This is a genomic window from Kitasatospora sp. NPDC059146, from assembly GCF_042786665.1.
Taxonomy (GTDB): Bacteria; Actinomycetota; Actinomycetes; order Streptomycetales; family Streptomycetaceae; genus Kitasatospora.
In genome coordinates, this window is record NZ_JBHZCY010000013.1 from 24,809 (window position 1) to 49,883 (window position 25,075).

At 73.4% G+C, this 25,075-nt stretch carries 25 protein-coding genes; 14 read left to right on the forward strand and 11 right to left on the reverse strand.

The genetic code is table 11. The annotated features are described in order from the left end of the window. Positions 1 to 66: 66 nt before the first annotated feature. Entirely contained in the window at positions 67 to 1,281 is a 1,215-nt protein-coding gene (gene hppD / locus ACFXPX_RS08260) for a 4-hydroxyphenylpyruvate dioxygenase (RefSeq protein WP_375890714.1), read from the reverse strand. A 269-nt stretch (positions 1,282 to 1,550) separates the two neighbouring features. Beyond that, complete coding sequence (locus ACFXPX_RS08265) at positions 1,551 to 2,927, reverse strand: phosphoribosyltransferase family protein (protein WP_380640125.1); 1,377 nt, start codon at positions 2,925 to 2,927, stop codon at positions 1,551 to 1,553. A gap of 347 nt (positions 2,928 to 3,274) precedes the next feature. On the opposite strand from ACFXPX_RS08265, the gene ACFXPX_RS08270 reads away from it, so the two are divergent. The 3 genes from ACFXPX_RS08270 to ACFXPX_RS08280 are packed head-to-tail and all read left to right on the forward strand — an operon-like array spanning position 3,275 to position 4,832. Further along, positions 3,275 to 3,715, forward strand: a complete 441-nt coding sequence (locus tag ACFXPX_RS08270) for a hypothetical protein (protein WP_380640127.1) — start codon at positions 3,275 to 3,277, stop codon at positions 3,713 to 3,715. Further along, positions 3,712 to 4,122 (forward strand): hypothetical protein, encoded by a 411-nt coding sequence (locus tag ACFXPX_RS08275; protein WP_380520887.1) that lies wholly within the window; start codon positions 3,712 to 3,714, stop codon positions 4,120 to 4,122. Before ACFXPX_RS08270 ends, ACFXPX_RS08275 begins: the two co-directional genes overlap by 4 nt. A 26-nt stretch (positions 4,123 to 4,148) precedes the next feature. Then, positions 4,149 to 4,832, forward strand: a complete 684-nt coding sequence (locus tag ACFXPX_RS08280) for a hypothetical protein (RefSeq protein WP_380520889.1) — start codon at positions 4,149 to 4,151, stop codon at positions 4,830 to 4,832. Positions 4,833 to 4,858: 26 nt separating this feature from the next. On the opposite strand, the gene ACFXPX_RS08285 is transcribed toward ACFXPX_RS08280, so the two are convergent. Together ACFXPX_RS08285 and ACFXPX_RS08290 are read right to left on the reverse strand one after the other, a co-directional pair. Continuing rightward, positions 4,859 to 5,083, reverse strand: coding sequence for a hypothetical protein (locus ACFXPX_RS08285; protein WP_380520891.1), 225 nt, complete (start codon positions 5,081 to 5,083; stop codon positions 4,859 to 4,861). A 178-nt stretch (positions 5,084 to 5,261) separates the two neighbouring features. After that, positions 5,262 to 7,361, reverse strand: a complete 2,100-nt coding sequence (locus ACFXPX_RS08290; protein ID WP_380520893.1) for an ATP-binding protein — start codon at positions 7,359 to 7,361, stop codon at positions 5,262 to 5,264. Between the two features lie 229 nt (positions 7,362 to 7,590). On the opposite strand from ACFXPX_RS08290, the gene ACFXPX_RS08295 reads away from it, so the two are divergent. Further along, positions 7,591 to 8,286 (forward strand): response regulator, encoded by a 696-nt coding sequence (locus tag ACFXPX_RS08295; protein ID WP_375890700.1) that lies wholly within the window; start codon positions 7,591 to 7,593, stop codon positions 8,284 to 8,286. Between the two features lie 110 nt (positions 8,287 to 8,396). Here the strand turns inward: ACFXPX_RS08295 and ACFXPX_RS08300 are convergent, their stop codons facing one another. Both ACFXPX_RS08300 and ACFXPX_RS08305 read right to left on the reverse strand, forming a co-directional pair. Beyond that, on the reverse strand, positions 8,397 to 10,097 hold the full coding sequence (locus ACFXPX_RS08300; RefSeq protein ID WP_380520896.1) for an acyl-CoA dehydrogenase family protein: 1,701 nt from the start codon (positions 10,095 to 10,097) through the stop codon (positions 8,397 to 8,399). Between the two features lie 143 nt (positions 10,098 to 10,240). Then, positions 10,241 to 10,807, reverse strand: a complete 567-nt coding sequence (locus ACFXPX_RS08305) for a PadR family transcriptional regulator (protein WP_380395886.1) — start codon at positions 10,805 to 10,807, stop codon at positions 10,241 to 10,243. Between the two features lie 188 nt (positions 10,808 to 10,995). Between ACFXPX_RS08305 and ACFXPX_RS08310 the strand changes: the two genes are divergently transcribed. Next, on the forward strand, positions 10,996 to 11,466 hold the full coding sequence (locus tag ACFXPX_RS08310) for an SPW repeat protein (protein ID WP_380395887.1): 471 nt from the start codon (positions 10,996 to 10,998) through the stop codon (positions 11,464 to 11,466). An 88-nt stretch (positions 11,467 to 11,554) separates the two neighbouring features. Here the strand turns inward: ACFXPX_RS08310 and ACFXPX_RS08315 are convergent, their stop codons facing one another. Further along, positions 11,555 to 12,961, reverse strand: a complete 1,407-nt coding sequence (locus tag ACFXPX_RS08315; protein WP_380640129.1) for a class II fumarate hydratase — start codon at positions 12,959 to 12,961, stop codon at positions 11,555 to 11,557. Positions 12,962 to 13,014: 53 nt separating this feature from the next. Beyond that, entirely contained in the window at positions 13,015 to 13,812 is a 798-nt protein-coding gene (locus ACFXPX_RS08320; protein WP_380640131.1) for a carbon-nitrogen hydrolase family protein, read from the reverse strand. Between the two features lie 295 nt (positions 13,813 to 14,107). On the opposite strand from ACFXPX_RS08320, the gene ACFXPX_RS08325 reads away from it, so the two are divergent. Further along, positions 14,108 to 15,976, forward strand: coding sequence for a cholesterol oxidase substrate-binding domain-containing protein (locus ACFXPX_RS08325; protein WP_380590954.1), 1,869 nt, complete (start codon positions 14,108 to 14,110; stop codon positions 15,974 to 15,976). 93 nt (positions 15,977 to 16,069) lie between these two features. Here ACFXPX_RS08325 and ACFXPX_RS08330 read toward each other — a convergent pair whose 3' ends face one another. After that, the gene (locus ACFXPX_RS08330; RefSeq protein ID WP_375890687.1) at positions 16,070 to 16,660 is read right to left on the reverse strand and encodes a helix-turn-helix domain-containing protein; all 591 of its coding nucleotides are present in this window, start codon (positions 16,658 to 16,660) and stop codon (positions 16,070 to 16,072) included. Between the two features lie 198 nt (positions 16,661 to 16,858). On the opposite strand from ACFXPX_RS08330, the gene ACFXPX_RS08335 reads away from it, so the two are divergent. Together ACFXPX_RS08335 and ACFXPX_RS08340 are read left to right on the forward strand one after the other, a co-directional pair. Then, complete coding sequence (locus ACFXPX_RS08335; protein ID WP_380590957.1) at positions 16,859 to 17,614, forward strand: AzlC family ABC transporter permease; 756 nt, start codon at positions 16,859 to 16,861, stop codon at positions 17,612 to 17,614. Further along, the gene (locus ACFXPX_RS08340; RefSeq protein ID WP_375890767.1) at positions 17,614 to 17,922 is read left to right on the forward strand and encodes an AzlD domain-containing protein; all 309 of its coding nucleotides are present in this window, start codon (positions 17,614 to 17,616) and stop codon (positions 17,920 to 17,922) included. The genes ACFXPX_RS08335 and ACFXPX_RS08340 overlap by 1 nt, the downstream gene beginning before the upstream one ends. 86 nt (positions 17,923 to 18,008) lie before the next feature. Here the strand turns inward: ACFXPX_RS08340 and ACFXPX_RS08345 are convergent, their stop codons facing one another. Together ACFXPX_RS08345 and ACFXPX_RS08350 are read right to left on the reverse strand one after the other, a co-directional pair. Beyond that, a complete protein-coding gene (locus ACFXPX_RS08345) occupies positions 18,009 to 18,323 on the reverse strand; it encodes a hypothetical protein (protein ID WP_380395893.1) in 315 nt (104 codons plus the stop codon). A 59-nt stretch (positions 18,324 to 18,382) separates the two neighbouring features. Then, positions 18,383 to 18,922: a GNAT family N-acetyltransferase gene (locus ACFXPX_RS08350; protein WP_380590960.1), complete on the reverse strand. Its 540-nt coding sequence runs from the start codon at positions 18,920 to 18,922 to the stop codon at positions 18,383 to 18,385. Positions 18,923 to 19,011: 89 nt separating this feature from the next. Here ACFXPX_RS08350 and ACFXPX_RS08355 point away from each other — a divergent pair, with 89 nt between their 5' ends. The 6 genes from ACFXPX_RS08355 (at position 19,012) to ACFXPX_RS08380 (ending at position 25,044) form a co-directional block, all read left to right on the forward strand. Next, positions 19,012 to 20,199 (forward strand): acyl-CoA dehydrogenase family protein, encoded by a 1,188-nt coding sequence (locus ACFXPX_RS08355; RefSeq protein WP_380640133.1) that lies wholly within the window; start codon positions 19,012 to 19,014, stop codon positions 20,197 to 20,199. A gap of 73 nt (positions 20,200 to 20,272) precedes the next feature. Beyond that, on the forward strand, positions 20,273 to 20,650 hold the full coding sequence (locus ACFXPX_RS08360; RefSeq protein WP_375890678.1) for a hypothetical protein: 378 nt from the start codon (positions 20,273 to 20,275) through the stop codon (positions 20,648 to 20,650). A gap of 5 nt (positions 20,651 to 20,655) precedes the next feature. Next, positions 20,656 to 21,453 carry an ATP-grasp domain-containing protein gene (locus tag ACFXPX_RS08365; protein WP_380590963.1) on the forward strand — a complete coding sequence of 266 codons (798 nt, stop codon included), beginning with the start codon at positions 20,656 to 20,658 and terminating at the stop codon, positions 21,451 to 21,453. Between the two features lie 173 nt (positions 21,454 to 21,626). Beyond that, positions 21,627 to 22,505 carry an alkaline phosphatase family protein gene (locus ACFXPX_RS08370; protein WP_380520916.1) on the forward strand — a complete coding sequence of 293 codons (879 nt, stop codon included), beginning with the start codon at positions 21,627 to 21,629 and terminating at the stop codon, positions 22,503 to 22,505. 519 nt (positions 22,506 to 23,024) lie between these two features. After that, positions 23,025 to 23,507: a hypothetical protein gene (locus tag ACFXPX_RS08375; protein ID WP_375890675.1), complete on the forward strand. Its 483-nt coding sequence runs from the start codon at positions 23,025 to 23,027 to the stop codon at positions 23,505 to 23,507. Between the two features lie 220 nt (positions 23,508 to 23,727). Then, on the forward strand, positions 23,728 to 25,044 hold the full coding sequence (locus ACFXPX_RS08380) for a multidrug effflux MFS transporter (protein WP_380520918.1): 1,317 nt from the start codon (positions 23,728 to 23,730) through the stop codon (positions 25,042 to 25,044). The last annotated feature ends 31 nt before the right edge of the window (positions 25,045 to 25,075 follow it).

Sequence of the window (25,075 nt, forward strand, 5' to 3'; positions counted from 1 at the left end):
CTCCGTGCTCCTCCTCGACGCCTCGAACGTCCGTCAGGGCCGCCGTCAATCAGGGTAGGCCGACGCTCACAGGTTGCCGCGACGGTCCTGCTCGCGCTCGATGGACTCGAACAGCGCCTTGAAGTTGCCCTTGCCGAAGCCCAGCGAACCGTGCCGCTCGATGAACTCGTAGAAGACGGTCGGACGGTCGCCGATCGGCTTGGTGAAGATCTGCAGCAGGTAGCCGTCCTCGTCGCGGTCGACCAGGATGCCGCGCTTCTTCAACTCCTCGATCGGCACCCGCACCTTGCCGATGCGCTCCCGCAGTTCCGGGTCGTCGTAGTAGGCGTCCGGGGTGTTGAGGAACTCGACGCCGCGCGAGCGCAGCACGTCGACGGTGGTGAGGATGTCGTTGGTGGCGAGTGCCATGTGCTGGCAGCCGGGGCCGGTGTAGAACTCCAGGTACTCGTCGATCTGGGACTTCTTCTTGGCGATGGCCGGCTCGTTGAGCGGGAACTTCACCCGGTGGTTGCCGCTGGCGACGACCTTGGACATCAGGGCGGAGTACTCGGTGGCGATGTCGTCGCCGACGAACTCGGCCATGTTCACGAAGCCCATGACCCGGTTGTAGAACTGGACCCACTCGTCCATCCGGCCCAGCTCGACGTTGCCGACGGCGTGGTCGAGGGCCTGGAACAGGCGCTTGGGGGTGCCCTCCGGGCGGGTGACGCTGCTCTTCGCCACGACGTAGCCCGGCAGGTACGGGCCCTGGTAGCGGGAGCGGTCGATCAGGGTGTGGCGGGTCTCGCCGTAGGTGGCGATGGCCGCGCGGCGCACGGTGCCGTTCTCGTCCGAGACGTCGTTCGGCTCCTCCAGGACGGTGGCGCCGCTGGCCCGGGCGTGCTCGATGCACTTGTCGACGTCCGGGACCTCCAGGGCGAGGTCGACCACGCCGTCGCCGTGCCGGCGGTGGTGGTCCAGCAGCGCGCTGTCCGGCTGGACGCCGCCCTTGATCACGAAGCGGCAGGAGCCGGAGCGCAGCACGTAGGCCTTGCGGTCGCGGCGGCCGGTCTCCGGGCCGGAGTAGGCGACCAGCTCCATGCCGAACACGACCTGGTAGAACTGGGCCGTCTGGGTGGCGTTGCCGACCACGAAGACGACCGCGTCCTGGGCGGTGACCGGGAACGGGTCGGAGGCCTGGTCGTGCTCGACGAGGCCGACGAGGCGGCGCAGCTGGTCGGCGTCGAGGCCGGCCTCGCGCTCCTCGGGGGTCAGCTCAAGGGCGTGGGACTGCGGGGTCATCGCTCGTTCCTCCAGTCAGGGCCTCGGCGTTGAGGCTTCCGGGGGTGTTCGGGGGCCTTGCGGCCCGCCGGGTCGGATCGCGTGGATCGCGGCCGCACGGCGACGGGTGGGCGGTGCGGTTGCGGAGAGCTTGCTCCTGTCGTGGGGGTTGGGCAACAGGTCGGTTTTTCACTGCTCAATGTGTACAAGCTGGCCAGGAAATCCCGGCTTCGGCTGCGCAAAATGCGCTGCCTCCGGGCGGTCGCCGCCCGAATTCTGTGCAGCCGCACCTACCGGTCCACGGGGCCGGGCCCGTCGGCGGGCGGGAGGTGGCGCAGGAACCAGTCCCCGGCCAGCTCAGCGGCCTGGTCGAGGGTGCCGGGCTCCTCGAACAGATGGCTCGCGCGCGGCACCACCACCAGCTCGCCCACGCCGCCCAGCCGGGCCAGGGCCCGCCGGTTGAGGTCCAGCACGGCGGTGTCGAGCGCGCCGACCACGAGCAGCGTCGGCGCGTCCACCCGGGCCAGCACGTCCGGCCCGGCGAGGTCCGGCCGCCCGCCCCGGGAGACCACGGCACCTACCGCGGGGCCCAGTTCGGCGGCCGTGTACAGCGCGGCGGCCGCGCCGGTGCTGGCGCCGAACAGCCCCAGCGGCAGCCCACGAGCCCCCTCGGTGCGCCCCAGCTCCTCGGCCACGGCGGTCAGCCGCGAACCGAGCAGGGCGACGTCGAACACCTTGCGCCGGTCCGGCTCCTCGGCCTCGGTGAGCAGGTCGAACAGCAGGGTGCCCAGCCCGCGGCGGTTCAGGTGCCGGGCGACGTGCCGGTTGCGCGGACTGCGCCGGCCGCTGCCGCTGCCGTGCGCGAAGACCACTGCCGCGCGGGCCCCGGCCGGCACGGTCAGCCGGCCGGTCAGCCGGACCCCGGCTACGGCCAGCGGCAGCTCGCGGTCGATGCCGTTCCCGTCGGGTGGCTCGCCGTCGGGCGGTTGGCGGTCGTGCGGTTCGCCGCCGGGCGGTCCGCGTCGGGCCTCGGCCAGCAGCCGCAGCACCTCCTCGTCGCCGGTCTGCGTGAAGTCGGCGTAGAACTCGCCGATCGCGAAGAACGGCGACGGCGTGTCGACGCAGACCAGCTCGTCGGCGACCTCGGACAGCCGCTCCGTCCAGTCCTGCGGCGCCACCGGGACGGCCAGCACCACCCGCGCCGCCCCGCGCGCCCGGACGATCCGGCAGGCGGCCCGGGCGGTCGAGCCGGTGGCGACGCCGTCGTCCACCACGACCACCGTGCGCCCGCGCAGGTCCGCCGCCGGGCGGTCGCCCCGGTAGCGCAGCGCCCGGCGCTCCAACTCGGCGCGCTCGCGCCACTCCACCTGCGCCAGCTGCCCGTCACCCACCCCGGCGAGCCGGATGACCTGCTCGTTCAGCACCCGGATGCCGTCCTCGCCGATCGCCCCCATGCCCAGCTCGGGCTGGTACGGCACGCCCAGCTTGCGGATCACGCAGATGTCCAGCGGCGCACCGAGCGCCGCCGCCACCTCGGCCGCCACCGGTACGCCGCCCCGGGGCAGGGCGACCACCACGGTGCCGGGGCCGGCGAGGTGGCCGAGCCGGCCGGCCAGGCGGCGGCCGGCCTCTGCGCGGTCGGTGAAGGGGGTTCCGGTGACGTGCATTCCACGGCCTCCGGGTTCCACCGTACGCCGGTCCGGTACACCGGTCCCGGGCGTCGCTGCGGGGGGTTCGGTGGGCTGTCCGGCGGCCGCCTGCTGGGGGCCGTACGGGGGGCGTGCGGGGCCGGTGGGACAGGGGGCGGGACCGGGGTGGGACCGGGGCGGCCACGGGCCCGGGACCGCGACGGGCACCGCCCGGGACTTCGCGCGTACGGGCCCGGGACGGTCCGGCCGCGCGGCCGGGAACGGGACGGGACGACACCCCCGTGCGACCGGGACGGCGGGCGGCGGAACGTGGTGCGCAGAGGCGGTCCGCAGAGCCCGCCCAGAGCACCGAAGGAGCGTCCGAGATGCCGGGCACCGTCATCACCGACCTGCGCCGCCGCGGCTGCGCCGTCGACCCCGGAGGCCTGCTCGCGGGACCGCTGCGCGCCGTCGGCCTGCAGTGGCTCGAACCGGGACGGAGCGCCGAGGTGACCGCCGAGGGCGTCGAGCACGCGCTGTACGTCACCGCGGGCTCCGGCCTCGCCGCCTTGCCGGAGGACGTCGTGCACCCCGACCACCCCGAGCGCGCCGACACCGGCCTGCCGCTGGTCGAGGGCACCGCCGTCGTGCTCCCGCTCGGCGCGCGGACCGTCCTGACCGCCGGAACGGCCGGACTGGAGTACTTCCACGCCGTCCTGGCCGTCCCCCCGTCCGCGGAGCCGGCCGCCGAACCCTCCCCCGAAGTACCCGAAGTACCCGAAGGACTCGAAGAACCCGAAGAACCCGAAGAAGGTGACCAGAGGTGATCGTCACCACCGACACCGGCTCCGCCATGGTCCTGCTCGGCCCGAACGGGGAGCGGGTCCGGATCCGCTCACTGGCCCGTCGTGCCATGCTCGCCAGCGCCTGCGAGGCCTTCGACCACCTGCGGCTGAGTCCGGGCGCCCATCACGTCCTGCCCGGGCGGCCCGACGCCGAGACGGTACTGCACGTCCTGCGCGGCGCCGCCGTCATCGGGCAACTCGCCGACCAGCCGGACCATTTGGCCTCGGACGGCGACCTGCTGCTGGCCCGCAGGGGCCGCACCCTGCGGATCGAGGCCGGCCCGCTCGGCGCGGAACTGCTCTGCCTCACCCTGGCCGTGCCCCGCCACCGCGCCGGCACCCGGGCTTCCCTCGCCCACCGTCGCGCCGAACGCCGCGACCGGCCCTGACCTTCACCGTTCTCCGGGAGCCACTTGTGATCCTCGTCCCCGCTGCCGTCCCGCGCACCGCGCCCGTCTTCCAGCGGCTGATCGACCCCGGGCGCCGTCCGGCCGTCCGTGCCGCGCTGACCGTCGAGACCCTGCCGCCCGGCGTCCTGGTCGAGCAACTTCCTTGCGAACCGGTCGAGTCGGTCACCGTGGTGCTGGCCGGACGGCTGTCCGCGGGCGGCCGGATCCTGTCCCCGGGCGAGGCGCTGCACCACCCGCCCGGCAGCAGTCACCGGCTCACCGCCGTGCGCGGCGCACCGACCGCCGTGCTCACCGTCCGGCCGGTCCTGTCCGCAGCCGACATCCCCGTCCAGCGCGGCGGTTCGCGAGCCCTCGGGCCCGTCCGGTCCGCCCGGCGGATCGCCGTCGACACCGTGCTGCTCGCCCCCGGCGGGCAGCACGGGCCGTACGCCGTGGCCGCGGTGGACACGTTCCTGGTGCTGCTCTCCGGCGCCGACGCCCGCCTCGCTCTCGGCGACCGTGAAGTGCCCTTGTTCCCAGGTGACTTGGTCTACCTCCGGGCCGGTGAGCGGTACGTCCTGCGGGCCGGTGCGGGTGAGCCGGTGGCCGCCGTGCGTGGCCGGGTCGGCGCGGTTCTGGGACCTGAACAGGACCTCGAACCCATGCGAACGGGGCAGGCCCGTCCGCACAGTGGTGGGCAGAGCGATTGATCGATCGGATCGGCCGCTCGGAAGAATCAGGAGTACCACCTCATGTCCACGAACACCGCGACTGCCTCGACGACTGCGACCATGATGATCTGTACGGCTGGAGTGCTGGCGGGCGTGATCGCGGCAGCCCTGGCACTGCGCAAGGTCTGTTCCGGCTCCGCCTCGGAGTCGATCGGGCGTTCCGGGTCGAAGTCCGGCACGGTCACGCCGAAGGATTGCCCGTTCGGATGCGGGCCCGGCCAGTAGCTCACCCCGGCCGCCCCCTCTTCCGACTGACAGATGACAACGAACAGCTGACAGATTTCAACATCTGTCAGCTGTTCGTTGTCATCTGTCAGCTGTTATCCGTCGGCTCTCGCCCGCTGCCGGCTGCCCGCTGCCCGCCGCCCGCTCGCACCGCCACCCCCGGGCCCGCTAGTGCTGAGCCCGCTACCGGTTGGCCGCCGCCGAGCGCGGCAGCACCGCCAGTACCTGCGTGCCGTGCTGCTGGGGCAGCGGTCCGACGGTGCAGCGGCCGCCGATCTCCGCGGCCCGGTCCGCCATCGACCGCAGGCCGACCCCGCCGCCGGGCGGTTCGTCGACGGTCTCGGTCTCCCGGTACCCGACCCCGTCGTCCTGCACGGTCAGCGTCAGCGCCTCGTCGTCCACCCGGAGCGCCACCCGCACGGTCCGGGCCCGGGCGTGCCGCAGCACGTTGTTGAGCGCCTCCGCGCTGATGCGGTAGGCCGCGACCTCCACCGCCGCCGCCAGCTCCGGCAGCGGCTCCGGCGAGACCTCGACCGTCACGGTCAGCCCGGCCCCGCTGAAGTTGTCCGCCAGCTGCCGGACCGCCCGGGCCAGTCCGAGTTCGCCCAGCGGCGCCGGCCCGAGCCGGTCGGTGATCCGGCGGACCTCCTGGATCGCCATCCCCAGGCCCTCGGAGACCGTGTGCAGCGGGTCCGCGAGCCCGCCCTCCGCCGTCGAGGCCGCGTTGTCCACCCGCAGTCGCAGGCCGGCCAGGGCCGGTCCGAGCCCGTCGTGGATGTCCCGCCGCAGCCACCGTCGTTCCTCCTCCCGGGCGGCGATGATCTGCTCCCGGCTGGCCAGCAGGTCCTCCTGGAGCTGCAGGGAGGCGACGGCGGGCGAGGCCTGGTCGGCGAGCGAGCGCAGGATGTCGACGTCGGTCGCCGCCAGCCGCTCCTCGCCCGTCCGCAGCCCGACGGTCAACTCGCCGATCGGCAGCCCGTTGTGGACGAGCGCGAAGCCCTGGCTGCGGCCGTTCAGCCGCCCGGCGGTGGCCAGCGTGCGCCGTCCGGCCCGGGTGGTGACGGCCAGGGTGACGCCGGGCAGTTTGAGTTCCTCGGCGACCGTCGCGCACAGCGCCGCCGGCAGCTGCTCCGGGTCGACGACCTGCCGCACCCGCCCCGCGAGCGTGCGCAGCACCTGGTAGGGCTGCGCGCGTTCGCCGTAGTACAGCCGGTCCACCACGGCGACGGCTCGTCGCGCCGCCTTCGGCAGGGTGGCGCCGAGCGCGTACACCAGGGCGATCAGCAGCAGGGCGGGCCCACCGCGCCCCGGTAGCAGCGAGTTGGACAGTGCGGCGGCGGCCACCACGAACAGTCCGGTGACGCCGGTGCCCAGCAACAGCCCGATCAGGACGCTGCGGGCCGCCCGGTCGAGCCGCCAGCCGTGGTCCCGGATCACCAGGAAGCCGATCGCGACGGCCCAGACCGCCCCCGCCGCGGTGAACAGCCAGTAGCTGAGCCAGTAGTGGTCGGCCCGGTTGCGCATGTAGAAGTCCTGCAGCGCGACCCAGAGCACGTACGCCCCGAGCATGCCCGCCACCCGCAGCCGGTGCCGACGGGTCTCGGCCGCGTCGCGCCCCGGGACGGCGGCCGGCCGCAGCAGCCGGGACAGCAGGACCAGCGTGACGAACCCGAGCACGCACTCGCTGATCAGCAGGTCGTGGCCGCCCAGTCCGTCGACCACTCTCACGGCGAGGTGCGCCGGCGGGCTGTCGGCCAGCGGATTGGTCCGCCCGTAGGTCGTCGGGTCGGCGAGGCCCTGGGCCACCTCGGCGTTCACCCACACGCCGACGGCCCCGATGAACCACCACCATCGCCGCGTCGTCAGCCGTCCGCTCGGCAGCCAGAGCGGCAGCGCGTAGATGAGCGTCGTCCTGACCGCGCTGAGCACCGTGTCGAAGGCCAGCACGGCGCCGGCGATGCCCGGGTCGCGGACCTCGACCCAGAGCGGTGCGGCCGCCACCCGGGGGAGGATGTTGGTGAGCGCGTAGACGAGCATCACCCAGCCGAGCGGGCTGCCCGGGCGGTGCGCGTGGAGCAGCATGCCGGCCCCGGCGGTCGGCAGGGCGTAGACCAGGATGGCGAGTTCGTCGCGGGGGTGGGAGACGCCCGGTTCGCCGAGGTGGACGAGCACGTAGCAGATCCACACCGTCGCCGAGACGAAGCAGAGCGCGGTGACGACCGCGGCGGCGGTCAGTTGCCGCTCGGCCCGGGTGCGGCGCGGGGGAGAGGAGACCGTGATCATGGCACCACCTCGGTTCTCGACAGCGGGTGTTCCGCCGGCCGCGTCGTGGTCCGCCGGCGCCTCGTCCCCAGGGTGTCCGGTCCCAGTCTGCTCGGCCCGGTGTCCCGGTCGCCTGAGGCAGCGGTCACGCATTCCGGGCGGGACGGCGGTGGGCGCCACCCCCGCCGTGCGGACGACCTCCGGGCATGTCACGGAGAGTCACGTGATCGCCGCTGCTAGTGTCGGCCGGGTGGATGAACACCAGCTGGTCGCACCCTCCGGCCCGGCGGGCGGGGCGGCACCCGTTCGGGTACTGATCGTCGACGATCACCCCCTCTTTCGGGAGGGGCTCAAGGCGGCGCTGGAGAGTGCCGAGGGCGTCACCGTGGTGGCCGAGGCCGAGCGGGTCGCCGATGTCCCGGACGCGGTCGCCCGACACAGCCCGAACGTGGTGATCATGGACCTCTCCCTGCCCGACGGCTCCGGGCTTGAGGCCGTCCGCCGGCTCTCCGGCCAGGAGCAGTCCCCGCCGGTGCTGATGCTGACCATGTCGGACGACGACGGCAACCTGCTCGCCGCGCTCCAGGCGGGCGCCCGCGGCTACCTGGTCAAGGGCGCGGGGCGCGAGGAGGTGCTGCACGCCGTCCGGACGGTCGCCGCGGGCGGCGCGGTGTTCGGCGGCGAGGTCGCCGGGCGGATCACGGCGCTGCTGGCCGGGGCGAAGATGCGCGAGGCCGGGCAGCTCTTCCCCGACCTCACCGCCCGCGAGGCCGAGGTGCTGGACCTGGTGGCGCGCGGCCACGACAACCGGCGGATCGCCCGGGAGCTCGTGGTCGCGGAGAAGACCGTCCGCAACCACGTCACCCACATCTTCGAGAAACTGCACGTCGCGACCCGCGCGGAGGCCGTCGCCCGGGCCCGCGACATGGGCCTCGGCGACGGCTGAAACCGCCCCCGACGGGGGAGCGCCGCAGCCGTCCGGGGGTGCCGGTCCGCCGACCGGCACCCCCGGAGTCGTCCTGGTCCCACCGGACCTACGACTGCGTCACCATTGCGTCACGGCTGCATCTCGTACGCGCCCGAGAGCGCCTCGACCCGCGCCCACACCTTCGCGGCGCGCTCGGCGTCCGCCACCGGGCGGCGCACGTTGGCCAGCGCCCAGGCGGCCTGCTCCTCGGTGGCGGAGGCCTTGCCGTGCAGCTCGGTCGCGTGCGCGGAGAAGTCGCGGACCAGCGCGTCGAACACCTGGTCCAGGACATCGGCGTCGAGGCCGGTCAGCTCGGCCTGCTCCAGCACCAGCTGGCCGTAGACGATCAGCGCGAACAGCTGGCCGATCTCCAGCAGGAAGTCCAGGTCGGCCTGCTGCTCCTTGCTCGGCGCGTGCTTGAGCAGCAACTCGCAGAAGCCGTCGGCCTGCTCGCGGAAACGGGCGACGTTCGGCAGCTGGGCGTGCCGGTCGTAGGCGGCGCGCCAGTCGTGGAAGCGGATCGCGCCGAGGCCGCGGGCCGGGCCCTGGTGGAACAGGAAGGCGTCGTCGGCGGCGTCCAGCCGGGTCGGCACCGGCGGGTACTCGGCGGGTGCGAACAGGTAGTTGCCCATGAACTTGAGGATCAGCGCCAGGTTGACGTGGACCGTGCCCTCCAGCTTCGGCAGGCCGCGGATGTCCTTGGCGGCCTTGTCGAAGTAGGTGTCCGCCTCGAAGCCCTTGGCCGCGATGACGTCCCACATCAGGTCGATGACCTTCTCGCCCTCGGTGGTGACCTTCATCTTGGTCATCGGATTGAAGAGCAGGTAGCGGCGGTCCTCGGCGGAGGCCGTGCGGAAGTAGTCGACGGCCCGCGCGCTGAACAGCTTCATCGCCACCAGACGGGCGTACGCGTCGGTCAACTCCCGCCGCACGTGCGGGAAGTCGGTGACCTTGCGGCCGTACAGCACCCGGTTGTGGGCGTGCGTGACGGCCTCGTACATCGCGTGCTCGCAGATGCCGACCGAGGCGGTGCAGAGGTTGAACTTGCCGACGTTGACGGTGTTCAGCGCGGCGTCGAAGGCGGCCTGCCCGGTGTGCAGCACGTCCTCGGCCCGGACCGGGTAGTCCTCCAGACGGAACTCGCTGACGTACATCTGGGCGTTCACGACGTTCTTGACCAGGTGGTACGCGTCGTGGCGGCTGTCGGCGGCGAAGAAGACGTAGCCCTCGGGGCCCTCGACGTCCGAGCGGCGGCCGAACACCGAGACCAGGCCGGCCACGTTGCCGTTGCCGATGTAGTACTTGGGGCCGGTCGCGGTGAAGCCGCCCTCGCCGTCCGGGGTGAGGATCATGTCGGTGGAGTAGATGTCGGCGCCGTGGGAGCGCTCGGACAGGCCGAAGGCCATCACGTGGCCCTCGGCGAGGAGCTTGGCGGCGCGGGCCCGGACGGCCTCGTTCTCGCTCTGCCAGACCGGGCCGAGGCCCAGGATGGTGACCTGCCAGGTGTACCAGTAGCCGAGGCCGTAGAAGCCGAGGATCTCGTTCAGCTCGGCGATCCGCGCGGTGTCCCAGCGCTTGTCGGCGTCGGCCGCGGACGGGGTCAGGAACTCCGCGAACAGGCCCTCCCTGGCGGCGAATTCGAGGAAGTCGCCGTACCAGGCGCGGTCGATGTAGGTGTCGATGAGCGCCTTCTTGCCGCGGGACTCGAACCAGTCGACGGTCGCGCGCAGCAGTCGGCGGGTCGGCTCGTCGAACTGCGCGGGGTCGTAGGTGCGCGGGTTGAAGAGCATCGGGGGCTCCCAGGGGGTCGAGGGTGTGAGGACTCGGCGGGGCGGGGTGCGGCGGGCGGGTGGACGGACGGCGGCGAACAGAGTTCAGAAGACAGATGTCAGCGAACAGATTTCAGATTTCAAACTCCGTCATCTGTTATCTGTCATCTGTGATCTGTTCCCCGTCCGTCCTCCGCGAGCCGGCGCAGGGTGGCGAGCACGTCGTCCAGCCAGGCGAGGGTCATCCGCTCGAACTCGATGCCGCCGCGCAGCACGACGTGCTGGAGCTCCTGCCGGGTGTCCAGCGCGGTGAGGTCGGGGAAGTCCCGCTGCTCACCGTGCAGGTAGCGGGCGAGGAGGGCGGCGTGGCTGTCGCGGTGCCGCTCGACCTCGGAGATCAGCGCGGCCGGGTCGTCGAAGGCGGCGGCCCGGATCTTGACCGCGAGCTCGTGCCGTACGGTCTCCGGTTCGACCGGTTCGCGCAGCCAGTCGGCCAGCGCGGCCCGTCCGGGCCCGGCCGCCGAGTAGACCTTCTTGTCCGGGCGGCCGTCCTGCGCGACCTCCTCGGCGGCGACCCAGCCGTCCGCCTCCATCCGCCGCAGCACCCGGTAGATCTGCTGGTGGGTGGCGGTCCAGAAGCGTCCGATGGAGCGGTCGAAGCGCCGGGCCAGTTCGTACCCGGAGCCGGGCTGCTCCAGCAGCGAGACGAGGATCGCGTGCTCCAGTGCCATGCCCAGCATCCTGCTATGCAACGAGTTGCATAGGCAATGGGCCCTCGGAGTGTTGAGACGCAGGTCACCGGCGTGATCGGATGGTTATCGGTCATTCCGGACTATCAGGTGCAAAACCTTGGAGAAGCGCCAGAATAGGTACGGGGCTTGCCCCTTCCCATGGTCCGAAACCACAGGAGGTGGTATCGGTGGCAACCCATGTGCCGACAGGCATGGAGCACCACCCGGACATCGTCGAACTCCGGGAACACTACGAGCGGGTCACCTCGACCCCCCGCGCCCAGGGCGTCGAAGCCCTGGCCGTTCTGGCCGGCCTGTTCCTCGCGGCATCGCCGTGGATCGTCGGCTTCACCGCGTTCAGCACCCTGACCGTGACCTGCCTGATCGTCGGGCTGGCCTACACGGCACTGATGGCCGGCTACGGCTCGGCCTACGAGCGCACCCACGCGAGGGCCTGGGCCGCCGCCGCGCTCGGTATCTGGACGATCATCTCTCCCTGGGCCGTCTCCGGGTCCGTCGCGCACGGCAAGAACATCGTCACCTGCGTCATCGTCGGTGCCGTGATGTTCCTGCTCGGACTCGCGGCGATCTCGATGGCCACGATCACGTCGAACGGAGCAGCGATGCGGCTCGGCCGGGCCGGCCGCGCCAAGGGCTGACCTTCCCCGCAGCCCGCGTCCGGGGCACGGAGGGCACTCGTGCCCGCCGCGCCCCGGCGCACCGGCCGACGAGGCCGGGCCGGGCCGGCTACGGGTGCGTCATCCGCAGCACGTCCAGCGCCCGGTCCAGCTCCTCCTCGGTGAGCGCGCCCCGCTCGACGTACCCGCGTTCCAGCACCACCTGGCGGATGGTCTTCCGCTCGGCCAGCGCCTGCTTGGCGACCTTCGCCGCCTCCTCGTACCCGATGTAGCGGTTCAGCGGCGTCACCACCGAGGGCGAGGACTCCGCGTACTCGCGGGCCCGTTCGACGTTCGCGGTGATGCCGTCCACCGTCCGGTCCGCCAGCAGCCGGGCGCTGTTGGCCAGCAGCCGCACCGACTCCAGCACGTTGCGGGCGATCACCGGGAGCATCACGTTCAGCTCGAAGTTGCCGCTCGCGCCGGCCAGCGTCACCGTCGCGTCGTTGCCCACCACCTGGGCGGCGACCATCAGCACCACCTCGGGCAGCACCGGGTTCACCTTGCCCGGCATGATGGACGAGCCGGGCTGCAGATCCGGCAGGTTGATCTCGCCCAGGCCGGTGCGCGGACCGGAGCCCATCCACCGCAGGTCGTTCGCGATCTTCGTGAACCCCACCGCCACCGTGCGCAGTTGGCCGCTCAGCTCGACCAGCGCGTCCCGCGCGCCCTGCGCCTCGAAGTGGTCGCGGGCCTCGGTCAGCGGCAGCCCGGTGGCCCGGGCGACCTCCTCGATGACGGCCGCCGGGAACCCGGGCGGGGTGTTGATGCCGGTGCCCACCGCCGTTCCGCCGAGCGGCAGTTCGGCGACCCGGGGGAGGGTCGCCAGCAGCCGCTCCCGCCCGTGCCGCACCTGGGCCGCGTAGCCGCCGAACTCCTGGCCGAGGGTGACGGGCGTGGCGTCCATCAGGTGCGTACGGCCGGACTTGACCACCTGCGCGAACTCGACCGACTTGCGCTCCAGCGCCTCCGCCAGGTGCTCCAGCGCCGGGATCAGGTCGTGGGTGACGGCGGCGGTGGCGGCGATGTGGATCGAGGACGGGAACACGTCGTTGGACGACTGGCTCGCGTTCACCTGGTCGTTCGGGTGGACCGGCCGCCCCAGCCGCTCGCCGGCCAGGGTGGCGATCACCTCGTTGGCGTTCATGTTGGACGAGGTGCCCGAACCGGTCTGGAACACGTCCACCGGGAACTCGTCGTCCCAGCGGCCCTCCGCGACCTCCTCGGCGGCCGCCGCGATCGCCCCGGCCGTCTCCTCGTCCAGGACCCCGAGGCGGGCGTTCACCCGCGCCGCGGCCGCCTTGACCCGGGCCAGCGCGGCGATGTGCGCGCGCTCCAGCCGTTGGCCGGACACCGGGAAGTTCTCCACCGCCCGCTGCGTCTGCGCCTGCCACTTCGCGGCCGCCGGCACCCGCACCTCGCCCATCGAGTCGTGCTCGACCCGGTACTCCTGCGGCTTCTCCCGCTCGTCACCCATCGCGCGCTGCACCTCCTGTACGGGCCGGTCCGGCCCGGTCACGGGACTTCCGATCACCACAGCCGCTCGCGGGCCCCGGGTATTTCCACCCGCAGCAGCCCACCCGGCTCGGCGCCGAGCTGCCCGACGACCGTGCCGTCCGGGGCCCACACGCCGGAGCGGCCCGAGGTCTCCGCGAACTCGCCGCTGGCCCCGGCACTGGTGGACAGTACGCCCCAGACCCCGTGCGCGCCGGTCCGCTCCCGCAGGTGCCCGGCGAGCCGCTCGGCCTGCGCGGGGCCGGGACCGTACAGGGTGGAGGCGACGTAGGCGTCGATGCCGAGGGCGGCGGTCTCCTCGGCGTGGGCCGGGTCGGCGGCGTCGGCGCACACCGCCAGGCCGAGCCGCAGGCCGTCCAGCTCCAGCACGACGGGCCGCTCGCCGGGGCTGAACCGGTCGAGCTCCGGCCCGTGCAGCCGCATCTTGCGGTAGACGACCCGGGCGCCCCCGCCGGTGACCGCCAGGGTGGCGATGGACTCGCGCCCGTCGGCCTCCGCGACCGGCGCGCCGACCAGCGCCAGGGCGCCGGTGGCGCCGCAGGCCTCGACCAGCGGGGCGAGCCGGGCGTCCGCCGGGTCGACGGCGGGGGCGGTCAGGTCGTAGCCGGTCAGGGACAGCTCGGGGAACACCACCAGTCGGGTCCCCGCCTCCCGGACGGCCGCGGCGTGCCGTCCGGCGTTGACGGCCAGGGTGTCCGGACGGCCGGGGGCGGCGCAGACGGGCTGGGCGACGGTGACCGTGACGGCGGCGGGGGTGGCGGGCGCGGTGCCGACGTCGGCGAGCGGCGCGGACGCAGGCGCGGACGAGGGCACGGCGGAGCCTCCGGCGGGCGGGGGAGTCGATGGTCAAGATCAACCTATGGGTCCCTCGGACGGCCGGGCAACAGTTCGGCGACCGCCGAAACCACGCCGCCCCGCCCCGCCGACCGCACCAGGTGGACGGCCCTCGGCCGTTCGCGCCATGATCACTCGAACGAGTGAGATCCCGGCCGGAACGCTTCAAACGGTCGTACGGCACTTCGTACGCTCCTGACCGGGTCGGGCGGATTCCGACCGCCCCGGAGCGCCGCGATCCGGCCCGGGGAAACCGACGCAGGGGGCGGACCGGATGACCACAGAACACGACGGCAACGACACCCACCGCGGCCTGACCAGACGGCAGCTGCTCGGCGCCTCCGCGGCGCTCGGCGGCGCAGCCTGGCTGCTGCGCGGCACCATCGGCCCCGACAGCGCCGAGGCGGCCACGCCCGTACCGCCCGGCCTTCCCGCCGGCACCGAGCTGTACCAGCGGGTGTTCCAGAACTGGTCCGGCGAGATCCGCACCGACCAGCTGTGGACCTGCGCACCGCGCACCCCCGAAGAGGTCCCGGCCCTCGCCGACTGGGCGCACGCCAACGGCTGGCGGCTGCGCGCCACCGGCTACCGGCACACCTGGGCCCCGCTCACCGTCGCCAACGGCACCCCGGCCGACGCCCGCGTCCTACTCGTGGACACCAACCGGTACCTCACGGCCATCACCGCCGACTCACCCACCACCGTGCGGGCGCAGACCGGCGCGAGCATGGACGCGCTGCTCACCCACCTGTCCGACCGGGGCCTCGGCCTGACGGCCTGCCCGGCGCCGGGCGACCTCACCGTCGGCGGAGTGCTCGCCATCGGCGGCCACGGCACCGCCACCGGCGCCGGCGGCGAACTGCGCCCGGACGGGCATGGCTACGGCTCGGTCAGCAACCAGGTGGTCAAGCTCACCGCCGTCGTCCTCGACCCGGCGACCGGCCGCTACGCGCTGCGCACCTTCGACCGCGCCGAGGCCGACAGCGCCGCGTTCCTGGTGCACCTCGGCCGCGCCTTCCTCACCGAGGTCGTGCTGCGCGTCGGAGCCGACCGCCCGCTGCGCTGCGTCAGCCGGCTGGACATCCCGGCGAGCGACCTGTTCGCCCGCCCCGGCACCCCCACCGGCGGCGGCGGACTGCTCGGCGGACTGCTGGGCGGCGGCGGTGGCCCGCGCACCCTCGCCGACTTCGTCGAGCGCGACGGCCGGGTCGAGGCGATCTGGTTCGCCTACACCGACTACCCGTGGCTCAAGACCTGGACCGTCGCCCCGAGCAAGCCGCTCGCCTCCCGGGCCGTCGACCAGCCCTACAACTACCCCTTCTCGGACAGCATTCCGGAACCGGTCGCCCGACTGGCCGGCCAAATCATCTCCGGCGCCTGGGGATCGGCCCCGCTGTTCGGCCAACTCCAGTACCTCATCGCCAAGGTGGCGCTCACCGGCGACCTCACCGACGTCCTGCTCTCCGGCGGACTGCTGCGTGACCTGCTCACCGGCGACCTGATCACCCACCTGCTCGCCGGCGGCCTGCGCTCCGACCTCTGGGGCCCCTCGCGCGCCCTGCTGCAGTACGTCCGGCCCACCACGCTGCGGGTCACCGCCAACGGCTACGCGATCCTGACCAAGCGCGCCGACCTGCAGTGGGTGGTCAGCGAATTCGCCGCCTACTACCGGCAGTTGCTCGGCGAGTACCAGGCCAGGGGCGAGTTCCCGGTGAACGGCGCGGTGGAGATCCGGGTCACCGGCCTGGACGACCCGTCCTACTCCGGCGTCCCCGGCGCCCGGCCGCCGCTGCTGTCCGCGCTGCGCCCCCGGGCGGACCGCCCTGAGTGGGACACCGCGGTCTGGCTCGACGTCCTCGCCTTCCCCGGCACGCCCGGACTGGAGCGCTTCGCCCGGGACTTGGAGCAGTGGCTGCTGCGCACCTTCGACGGCACCCGGGCCGGGGCGAGGGTCGAGTGGTCCAAGGGGTGGGCGTACACGGCGGACGCCGCCTGGTCCGACCAGGACGTGATCGGCCGGGCCATTCCCGACAGCCTGCGCGCCGGGGGCGGGCCCGGCTGGGACGAGGCGGTCGCCACGCTCGACCGGTACGACCCGCACCGGGTGTTCGGGAACCCATTCCTGGACGGGCTGTTGAAGTAACGGCGAACGGCGAACGGCTGACAGAGAACAGGTAACAGATGACAGCTGACAGATTTCGAAATCTGTCAGCTGTCATCTGTTTGCCGTCACCCGTCAGATGTGCTCCATCACGATCACCGCGAGGGTGTCCGGGGCCAGTGCGCGGAAGACGTGGGGGGCATCCCCGGGATAGCTGATGTAGTCGCCCGGGCCGAGTTCGACCGGCGTCTCGGTCGGGCCGACCAGGGCCCGGCCCGAGCCGATCAGCACGTGCTCGACGGTGCCGGGCATATGGGGCTCGGAAGCCCTGGTGTCGCCCGGCTGGGCCTCGATCCGGTAGATGTCGCGCCGGGCGTTCGGCGGGCAGGAGGAGAGCACCGTGGCCGCGTAGTTGGCCTGCTCGGAGTGGGTCACCGGGCCCTCGCCGGCCCGGAGCACCTTGACGGTGGGGCGCGGCGGGTCGACCAGCCTGCTGAACGGCACGTTCAGCGCGACCCCCAGCGCCCAGAGCGTCTCCACGCTGGGGTTGCCCGCGCCCGACTCCAGCTGCGAGAGCGTCGACTTGGCGATGCCGGCGCGGCGGGCCAGCTCGGCCATCGACAGTCCGCTGCGTTCGCGTTCGCGCCGGATGGACGCGGCGATCTGGCCGATCAGCTCCGCACCGGAGCCGTTGGCGCCCTCGGGTCGGGTGGTCCGGTCACTCATGCTCGCCACTCACGCTTTCTCCAGGCTCCTTCGGTCGGCTTCCCGCTGGTGGTGCCGTTCATGCTGCCACGCCGGTCCCCGGGTGGGTCGGGGTCATGGGGCCATGGGGCATGGGGCTGCGGGACCCAAGGGCGTTCGCCATATCGGTCCCTCCGTTCGCCTTGACGAACACGGGCTTCCCGGTTCATTCTGATGAACATGCGTTCGCTACTCCGAACACTCGAACATGCGACCCTTCGCGACATCGCCCTGGTCTGCCTCGCCGACGCACTCGTCGGCGCCTCCTTCGGCGCGATCAGCGTCTCCGGCGGCCTGCCGCTCTGGGTGCCGACCGCCCTCTCCGTCCTGGTCTTCGCGGGCGGCTCGCAGTTCGCGGCCGTCGGCGTGGTGCTGTCCGGTGGTGGCGTGCTCGCGGCCGTCGCCACCGGGCTGGTGCTCAACGCCCGGCTGCTCCCGTTCGGGTTCGCGGTCGCCGACGTACTCCAGGGCCCCTGGTGGCAAAGGCTGTTCGGGGCGCAGATGCTCACCGACGAGAGTGCGGCCTTCGCGCTCCAGCAGCACGAACCGCGCCGCCGCCGGGCGGCGTTCTGGGTCTGCGGGGTCTCGCTGTTCGTGGTGTGGAACGTGGCGGTGCTGCTCGGCGGCCTCGCCGGCGGACTGATCGGGGACACCGACGCGCTCGGGCTGGACGCGGCCTTCCCGGCCGTGCTGCTCGCGCTGGTGCTGCCCTCGCTCACCGACCGCGCGACTCGTACGGCCGCGGTGGTGGGCGCGGTGGTGGCCGTCGCGGCCACGCCCTTCGTGCCGGGCGGGCTGCCGGTGCTGCTGGCCCTGGCCGGGCTGCTGTTCGCCGGGCGGCCCGGGGCGGGGTCGGAACCGGGGGAGCCGGGGGAGCCGGGGGAGCCGGGAGAGCAGGCGGTCGCCCCGGCGGCCGTGAAGGAGGAGGTCCGATGATGCCGCTGTACGCGATCCTGCTGCTGGCCGCCGGCACGTACGCCTATCGGGTGGCCGGCCCACTGCTCGGGCACCGGCTCGCGCTCTCCGCGCGGGTCCGGCACCTGCTGGCGGTCGCGGCGGCGGTACTGCTGGTCGCACTGGTCGCGACCGGCGCGCTGACCCAGGGGCACGGCTTCGCCGGGTGGGCCCGTCCGGCGGGGGTGCTGGTCGCGGGCGTGCTCGCGTGGCGCCGGGCACCCTTCCCGGTGGTGGTCGTGGCCGGGGCGGCGACGGCGGCGCTGCTGAGGCTGTGCGGAGTGTGGTGACGGCGGACGGCGGACAGTGTTCAGCGAACAGATGACAGATTTCGAAATCTGTCATCTGTTCGCTGAACACTGTCATCTGTTATCTGTCAGTCGTCAGTCGTCAACCGCTCCGCCTGCACCTCGGGCCGCTTGCTGTCCCACAGCAGCTCCCACACCTTGAACACGCAGTGGTAGTCCCGCATGCTCCCCCGCGAGATCAGCAGGTAGGTGTCCCCGTCCCGCAGCAGCGTCTGCTGCCGACTGCTCATCGGATGCTCCGGGGTGTAGGTCGGGACGATCCGCCGCAGCTCCGCGACGGCCTCCTCCCGGGTGCCCTCGACCTCGCCGAGCACCTTGTTGCCCCAGGTCCGGTCCTTGCCGATCCCGACCGTCTCCTCGACGACCAGCGCCCAACGCGCCATGCCCCGCCTCCCCTTCCGTGTTCCGTACCGGCCGTTCGCGTTCGGCCCGGCCGTTCCCGTCAGCGCACCAGCGACTTGAAGAAGATGGTCGTCGGGTGCAGCACGCCGGTCGTGTCGGCCGCGTAGTCGGGCACCGAGCCGACCCGGGTCCAGCCCGCCGCCTCGTACATCCGCTCGGCCGGGCTGCCCGTCTCGGTGTCCAGCACCAGCAGCCGGATCCCCGACCGAGCCGCCCGCTCCTCCAGCGCCGCCAGCAGCCGCCCGGCCAGCCGCTGCCCGCGGTCCGCCGGGTGCACCATCAGCTTGGCCACCTCGCCCCGGTGCCGCCCGTTCGCCGTCGTGGCCGGCCGCAGCTGCACCGTCCCGGCGAGCCGCCCGTCGGCCGCCGCCCGGGCGGTCCACAGCACCAGCCGTCCGGCCGCGAGCTCGGGGACCAGTGCCCGCCACCACGCCGCGGACTCGTCCGGCTCCAGCGGGGCGAGGAAGCCGACCGAGGCACCGTCGTGGACGGTCGCCGTCAGCAGCCCGGCGAACTCGGCCACCGAACCGTCCAGTTCCTCGGCCGTCACCTCGTCGACCACGTACGCCGTGCCGGACATGTCGCCTTCCTCACTCGCTCCCGTCGGTCCCTGACCGGGCGGGTTGCGGAATACTCGCCGATGTCCCGCCGAGACTACAAGGAGCTTCCATGCCGAAGCCGACCCGGATCGACCCGGCCGACCTGCTCGCGGTCGGCGACCTCCTCACCGACGAGGAGCGGCTGGTCCGTGACACCGTCCGCCGGTTCACCGAGGAGCGGATCCGCCCGCACATCGGCGACTGGTTCGAGCGCGGTGTCTTCCCTGCCCGCGAACTCGCCCCCGAACTCGGCGCGCTGGGCGTGCTCGGCATGCACCTCGACGGCTACGGCTGCGCGGGCGCCGACGCCGTGGCGTACGGGGTCGCGTGTATGGAGCTGGAGGCGGCCGACTCGGGGCTGCGCAGCTTCGTCTCGGTCCAGGGCTCGCTGGCGATGCGCTCGATCCACGCCTTCGGCTCGGAGGAGCAGAAGCAGCGCTGGCTGCCCGGGATGGCGGCCGGTGAGCTGATCGGCTGCTTCGGCCTCACCGAGCCCGACTTCGGCTCGGACCCGGCGAACATGCGCACCCGGGCGGTCCGCAAGGGCGGCGAGGGCGGCGACTGGGTGCTGTCCGGCAGCAAGATGTGGATCACCAACGGCAGCATCTCCGACGTCGCCGTGGTCTGGGCGCAGACCGAGGAGGGCGTGCGCGGCTTCCTGGTCGAGCGCGGCACCCGTGGCCTGACCGCGACCGACGTGCACGGCAAGCTCTCCCTGCGCGCCTCCGTCACCAGCGAGCTGGCCTTCGACGAGGTCGTGCTGCCCGCCGACGCCGTGCTGCCCGGCGTCACCGGCCTGCGCGGCCCGCTCTCCTCCCTCAACGAGGCCCGCTACGGCATCCTCTGGGGCACCGTCGGCGCCGCCCGCGACTGCTACACCGCCGCGCTGGACTACGCGAAGAGCCGGATCCAGTTCGACCGCCCGATCGCCGGCTTCCAGCTGACCCAGCAGAAGCTGGTCGAGATGATGCTGGAGGTCGAGAAGGCGTACCTGGTGGCCCTGCGGATCGGCCGGCTCAAGGAGGAGAGCGCGGCCCGCCCGCCGCACGTCAGCTTCGGCAAGCTCAACAACGTGCGCACCGCGCTGGAGATCGCCCGTAGCGCCCGGACCGTCCTCGGCGCCAACGGCATCACCACCGAGTACCCGGTGCTGCGGCACGCCAACAACCTGGAGTCGGTGCTCACCTACGAGGGCACCAGCGAGATCCACACCCTGGTCCTCGGCGAGGCCATCACCGGCGAGTCCGCCTACCGCTGACCGACCGCCGGCCCCGCCCCGAACGGCGAATAACCGGTGGCCGGGCCCCTCGCGGCCCGGCTACCGTCCCGCCATGACCAGTCAGCCCGCCCGGCAGCAGCCCCCGACCACCACCCTCTGGCGCCCCACCGGCCCGGAGGAGCTGGCCCTGGTCGAGGCCGCCGACCGGCGCGCCTGGCCGCCCCGGCTGCCCGAGCAGCCGATCTTCTACCCCGTGCTGAACGAGGACTACGCGATCCGGATCGCCCGCGACTGGAACGTGCCCGCCTCCGGCGTCGGCTACGTCACCCGCTTCGAGGTGGAGACGGACTTCCTCGCCCGCTACCCGGTGCAGCGGGCCGGCGGCCGGACGATCCTCGAACTCTGGGTGCCCGCCGAGGAGTTGGAGGAGTTCAACCGGCACATCGTCGGCCGGATCGAGGTCGTCCACGAGTTCCGGCCGGAGGGCTGACGGCCGTGCGCGCGCCCGTCCTGCTCACCTCCGCCCAGCCGACCGGCACCACCGGCCTGCTCACCGGGGCCGCCGCCCGCCGGGGCCTGGCCACCGCCGTACTGGCCGGGCCGGACACGGTCGGGCGGCTCGCCGGACGGCCCGTCCACTGGTACGGCGGGCCGCTCGCGGCCGCCCGGATCGCGGCGCCGCTCGGGCTCGCCCTGCTCGAACCCGAGGACGACTGGCTCGCCCGCCTCCCCGAGGAGTTCACCCGCCGCCGGATCGAACTCACCACCCTCGCCGAGGCCTGGACGCTGCGCCACCCCGCCTTCGTCAAGCCGCCCGCCGACAAGTCCTTCCCGCCCGCCGTCCACCCGGACGGCTCCCGGCTGCCCCGCACCGGCGAGCGGATCGGCCCGGACACCCCCGTCCTGGTCAGCGAGCCGGTGACCTTCACCGCCGAGTACCGGCTGTTCCTGCTCGACGGGCAGGTGCGCACCGGCAGCCGCTACGCGCGCTTCGGCCGGCTCGACCCGGCTCCGCTCACCGCCGAGGCCACCGCGTTCGCCCGCCGCCTGCTCGACGCCGTCGGGGGCACCGGGCCGCTGGCCCTGCCCAGCGCCGTCGCGCTGGACGTCGGCCCGATCGCCGACCCGTACGACCCGGTCGAGCACTGGGCCGTGGTCGAGGCCAACCTGCCCTGGTTCGCGAACTGCTACGCCGCGGACCCGGACGGCGTCCTGGACGTCGTCCTGCGCGCGGCGGGGCCGGCCGCCGACCTCGCGGAGTCCGACCGCCGCTTCGTCCGGGCGGCGGGCTGACCTCGCGACACCTCGCGACACCTCGCTAGGCTCCCGACGCTCCCGACACCTCGCGGACACCCGCCGTTCGGCACCCCGTCGCCGACCGGTACGGCCGGCCGTGAAGCATGGCGCGGTCGGCGGCGCCCTCGGCGGGCGCGGCCGGGTGTGCACGACCGAAAGGAAGCCCCACCATGTCCGCAGTCCAGTGGCCCCGCCCCCGCGTCCTCGTGGTCGGGATCGACGGAGTCCGCCACGACTACCTCGCCCAGGTGCCGATGCCGCGCCTCCAGGAGGTCGCCGAGGCCGGGTTCCTGGTGCCGGTCACCGTCGCGGACTCCACCCCGACCATGTCCGGACCGTGCTGGGCCACCATCGTGACCGGCGTCGAGCCCGCCAAGCACGGCGTCTGGGGCAACCACCTCGGCGGCAACCGGCTGGACGTCTTCCCCGACTTCGCCACCCGCCTCAACCGCGGCGACCGCCGCCGCACCTTCGTCGCGGCCGGCTGGGACCCGCTGATGATCAACGAGTCCGGCGGCCCGCTGTTCCGCGCCCCCGGCCGGCTCTCCTACGTGGCCCCCGCCGAGGACACCCCCGAGGCCTGGGAGGCCGTCGACGAGGAGGTCACCCGGGAAGCCGTCCACGTCCTGGGCACCGCCGACCCCGAGGCCTCCTTCGTCTACCTGGGCGCCGTGGACGAGACCGCCCACTTCCTCGGCTGCGGCGAGGAGTACCGCGCCTCGATGCGCACCGCCGACGAGCGCCTCGGCCGCCTGCTCGACGCCGTCCGCGGCCGGGAGGGCTATCCGCAGGAGCAGTGGACCGTCATCGTGGTCACCGACCACGGGCACGTCGACGCCGGCGGCCACGGCGGCCGCACCGTCGAGGAGCGGACCGCCTGGGTCGCCTGCGCCGGGCACGACATCCCGGCCGGCCCGCCCGCCGGCGAGATCCGCCACCCCGACGTCGCCGCCCAGGTGTACGCCTCGCTGCTGCGCCCGATCGACCCGCACTGGACCCTCGACGGCCGCCCCTTCCCCGTCGCCCGGCCGGTCGCCGCGACCGTCTGACCCGGCGCCCCGCCCCCAGTCCCGCCCCCAGTCCCAGCCCCGGTCCAGCCCTGGCTCCGGCCCGCCGTGCGCCCGGTCCGCCGCGGGCCGGTGCCCCGGGTGCAGCACACCGGGCTGCGGCGGCGCCCCGCCTGGGTCAGGCTCGATCGGGGCCCGGGACGTACCCGGGCCCGGCGTGGCAGCCCGAGCGCCGGAGCGGCACCTACCTCCGGGGTCGGCCCCACGGACATACGCCTGAAGGTGGAGACGGTACCCCGTGGGTTGGATGCAAGCTCGCGACCTGGTGGTGACGATCCGGAAGGTCGGCCCGCGCCACCATGGATACACCCGGACGGCGGACCGTTCAGCTCGGACGGGTCACGGACGGGCCGGCGACGGTCCCGGCCGCACCGGACGTCGTACAGGCACCGGGCGTCGTACAGGCACCGCACGCAGCACAGGCAACGGACGCAGCACAGGCATCGGACGTACCGGACCCACCGGACGCACCGGCACCGCACACGGAGAGGGCAGCCAGGCATGAAGGGCATCGTGAGCAAGGTCGCGCTGGGAGTCGCGGGCACCGGCATGGCCGTCGCCGTGGCAGCGGTGGCAATCGGCCCGCGGGTGTCCGAGTGGTACGACGGGCGCCACCAGGAGCAGGCCGCGTTCGACAGCGGCTCGCAGGCCAAGGCCGAGCGTCGCTCGATGCCGACCTGGCTGCCCGACAACGCCTCCTCGGTCAAGTACCTGAGGTCCACCACCGGCGACGACCGGCTGCTGCGCGCCACCCTCCCCGAGGGCCGGCTGCCCTCCGGCTGCAACACCGGGGTGCCGGGCAAGGGGCCGCACCCGGTGCCGGTCTCGCTCAAGGCGGGCTGGTTCCCGGAGGGCATCGCGGCCAAGGCCATCGGCACCTGCGGGCACTACAATGTGACGCTCACCGGCAACCAGCTCTACGCGTGGCAGGACGGCGCGACACTGCAGGCGGCCCTTCGCGCCGAGCACGTCGCCAAGCACTGAGGGTGCTGACCGGGCACTGGTCCCGGATCAGCCGTCCTGACCAGGGAACGAACGGCCCGCCGGGCACCGGAAGGTGCGGGCGGGCCTTCGTCGTGCGCGTGCTGTGGATCGGCCGGTGGGCGGATCCGTCCCGGCGCACCCCTGCCGTCAACGCGTCCGAGGGGCTGCGATAGGACGGATCGCGAACGAACCCCACGTCACCGCGTCCGTTAGGAGAGCCATGCCCGGCCCGACCGTCGGTCCCACCGACGACACGTCGACCGATCCAGCCCAAGCCCCGGCCCCGGCGTCCGGCAGGTCGGCAGCCGCCGGCCGGGCCACCGTCGTCGTCCTCGGCGGCCTCACCGCGCTCGGCCCGCTCACCACCGACCTCTACCTGCCCGGCCTGCCCGCGATCGCCGACGACCTGGTCGCCGAACCGGCGGCCGTCCAGCTCACCCTCACCTTCTCGATGGTCGGGGTGGCGGCCGGGCAACTGCTCTTCGGGCCGCTCAGCGACCGCTTCGGGCGCCGGCCGCCACTGCTCGCCGGGCTGGTCGTCTACACCCTGTCCAGCGTGGTGTGCGTGTTCGCGCCGAACCTGGCGGTGCTGATCGCGGCCCGCTTCGTCCAGGGCGCGGCCGGGTCGGCCGGACTGGTCATCGGAAGGGCCGTCGCCCGGGACCGCTTCCAGGGCGTGGCGATGCTGCGCTTCCTCGCCTCGATCGCGCTGATCTCCGGGCTGGCACCGATCCTCGCCCCGATCATCGGGGCGCAGCTGATGCGCTTCACCTCCTGGCGCGGCACCTTCGGGGCGCTGACGGCGCTCGGACTGCTGCTCACCCTGGCCGCGTTCGGCGCGCTGCGCGAGAGCCTGCCGCCGCAGGCCCGGGACGGCGGTGGGGTCGCCGCGACGCTGCGCACGATGGCGCGGCTGCTGCGCCACCTGCCCTTCCTGGGGCTGGCGTTGACCAGCTCGCTGGCGTTCGGCGCGCTGTTCGGGTACATCAGCGGGTCTTCGACGGTCCTCCAGCACGTCTACCAGGTGTCGCCGCAGACCTACAGCCTGCTGTTCGGGCTGAACTCGCTCTCCATCGTGGTGATGACCCAGCTGAACGGGCGGGTGCTTGCGCCGCGCTTCGCCGCGAGGTCGCTGATGCTGGCCGGGCTCGGGACGGCGGTCGCGGCCGGGGTGGCGCTGGTGCTGCTGACCGCGGTGTGGGACTTCGGGTTGGCCGGGTTCTGCCCGCCGCTGTTCGTGCTGATGGGCAGCCTCGGGGTGGTGCTGCCGAACACGGCGGCGCAGGCGCTGAGCCTGGTGGAGCCGCAGGCGGCCGGGACGGCCTCGGCGCTGTTGGGGACGGGCAACTTCCTGTGCGGCGCGGTGGTCGCGCCGTTGAGCAGCCTCGGCGGGCGGCCGTCGGCGACCCTGCTGGCGCTGGTGGTGCTGGGCTGCGGTGTGCTGGCGCTGGCGACGTACGCGACGCTGTGCCGGCCTGGGCAGCTGCGGGAGGGGGCGGAGGGGTCTGAGCGGGCCCGAGTGGGCCCGGACAGATGACAACAAACGGATAACAGCTGACAGATGTTGA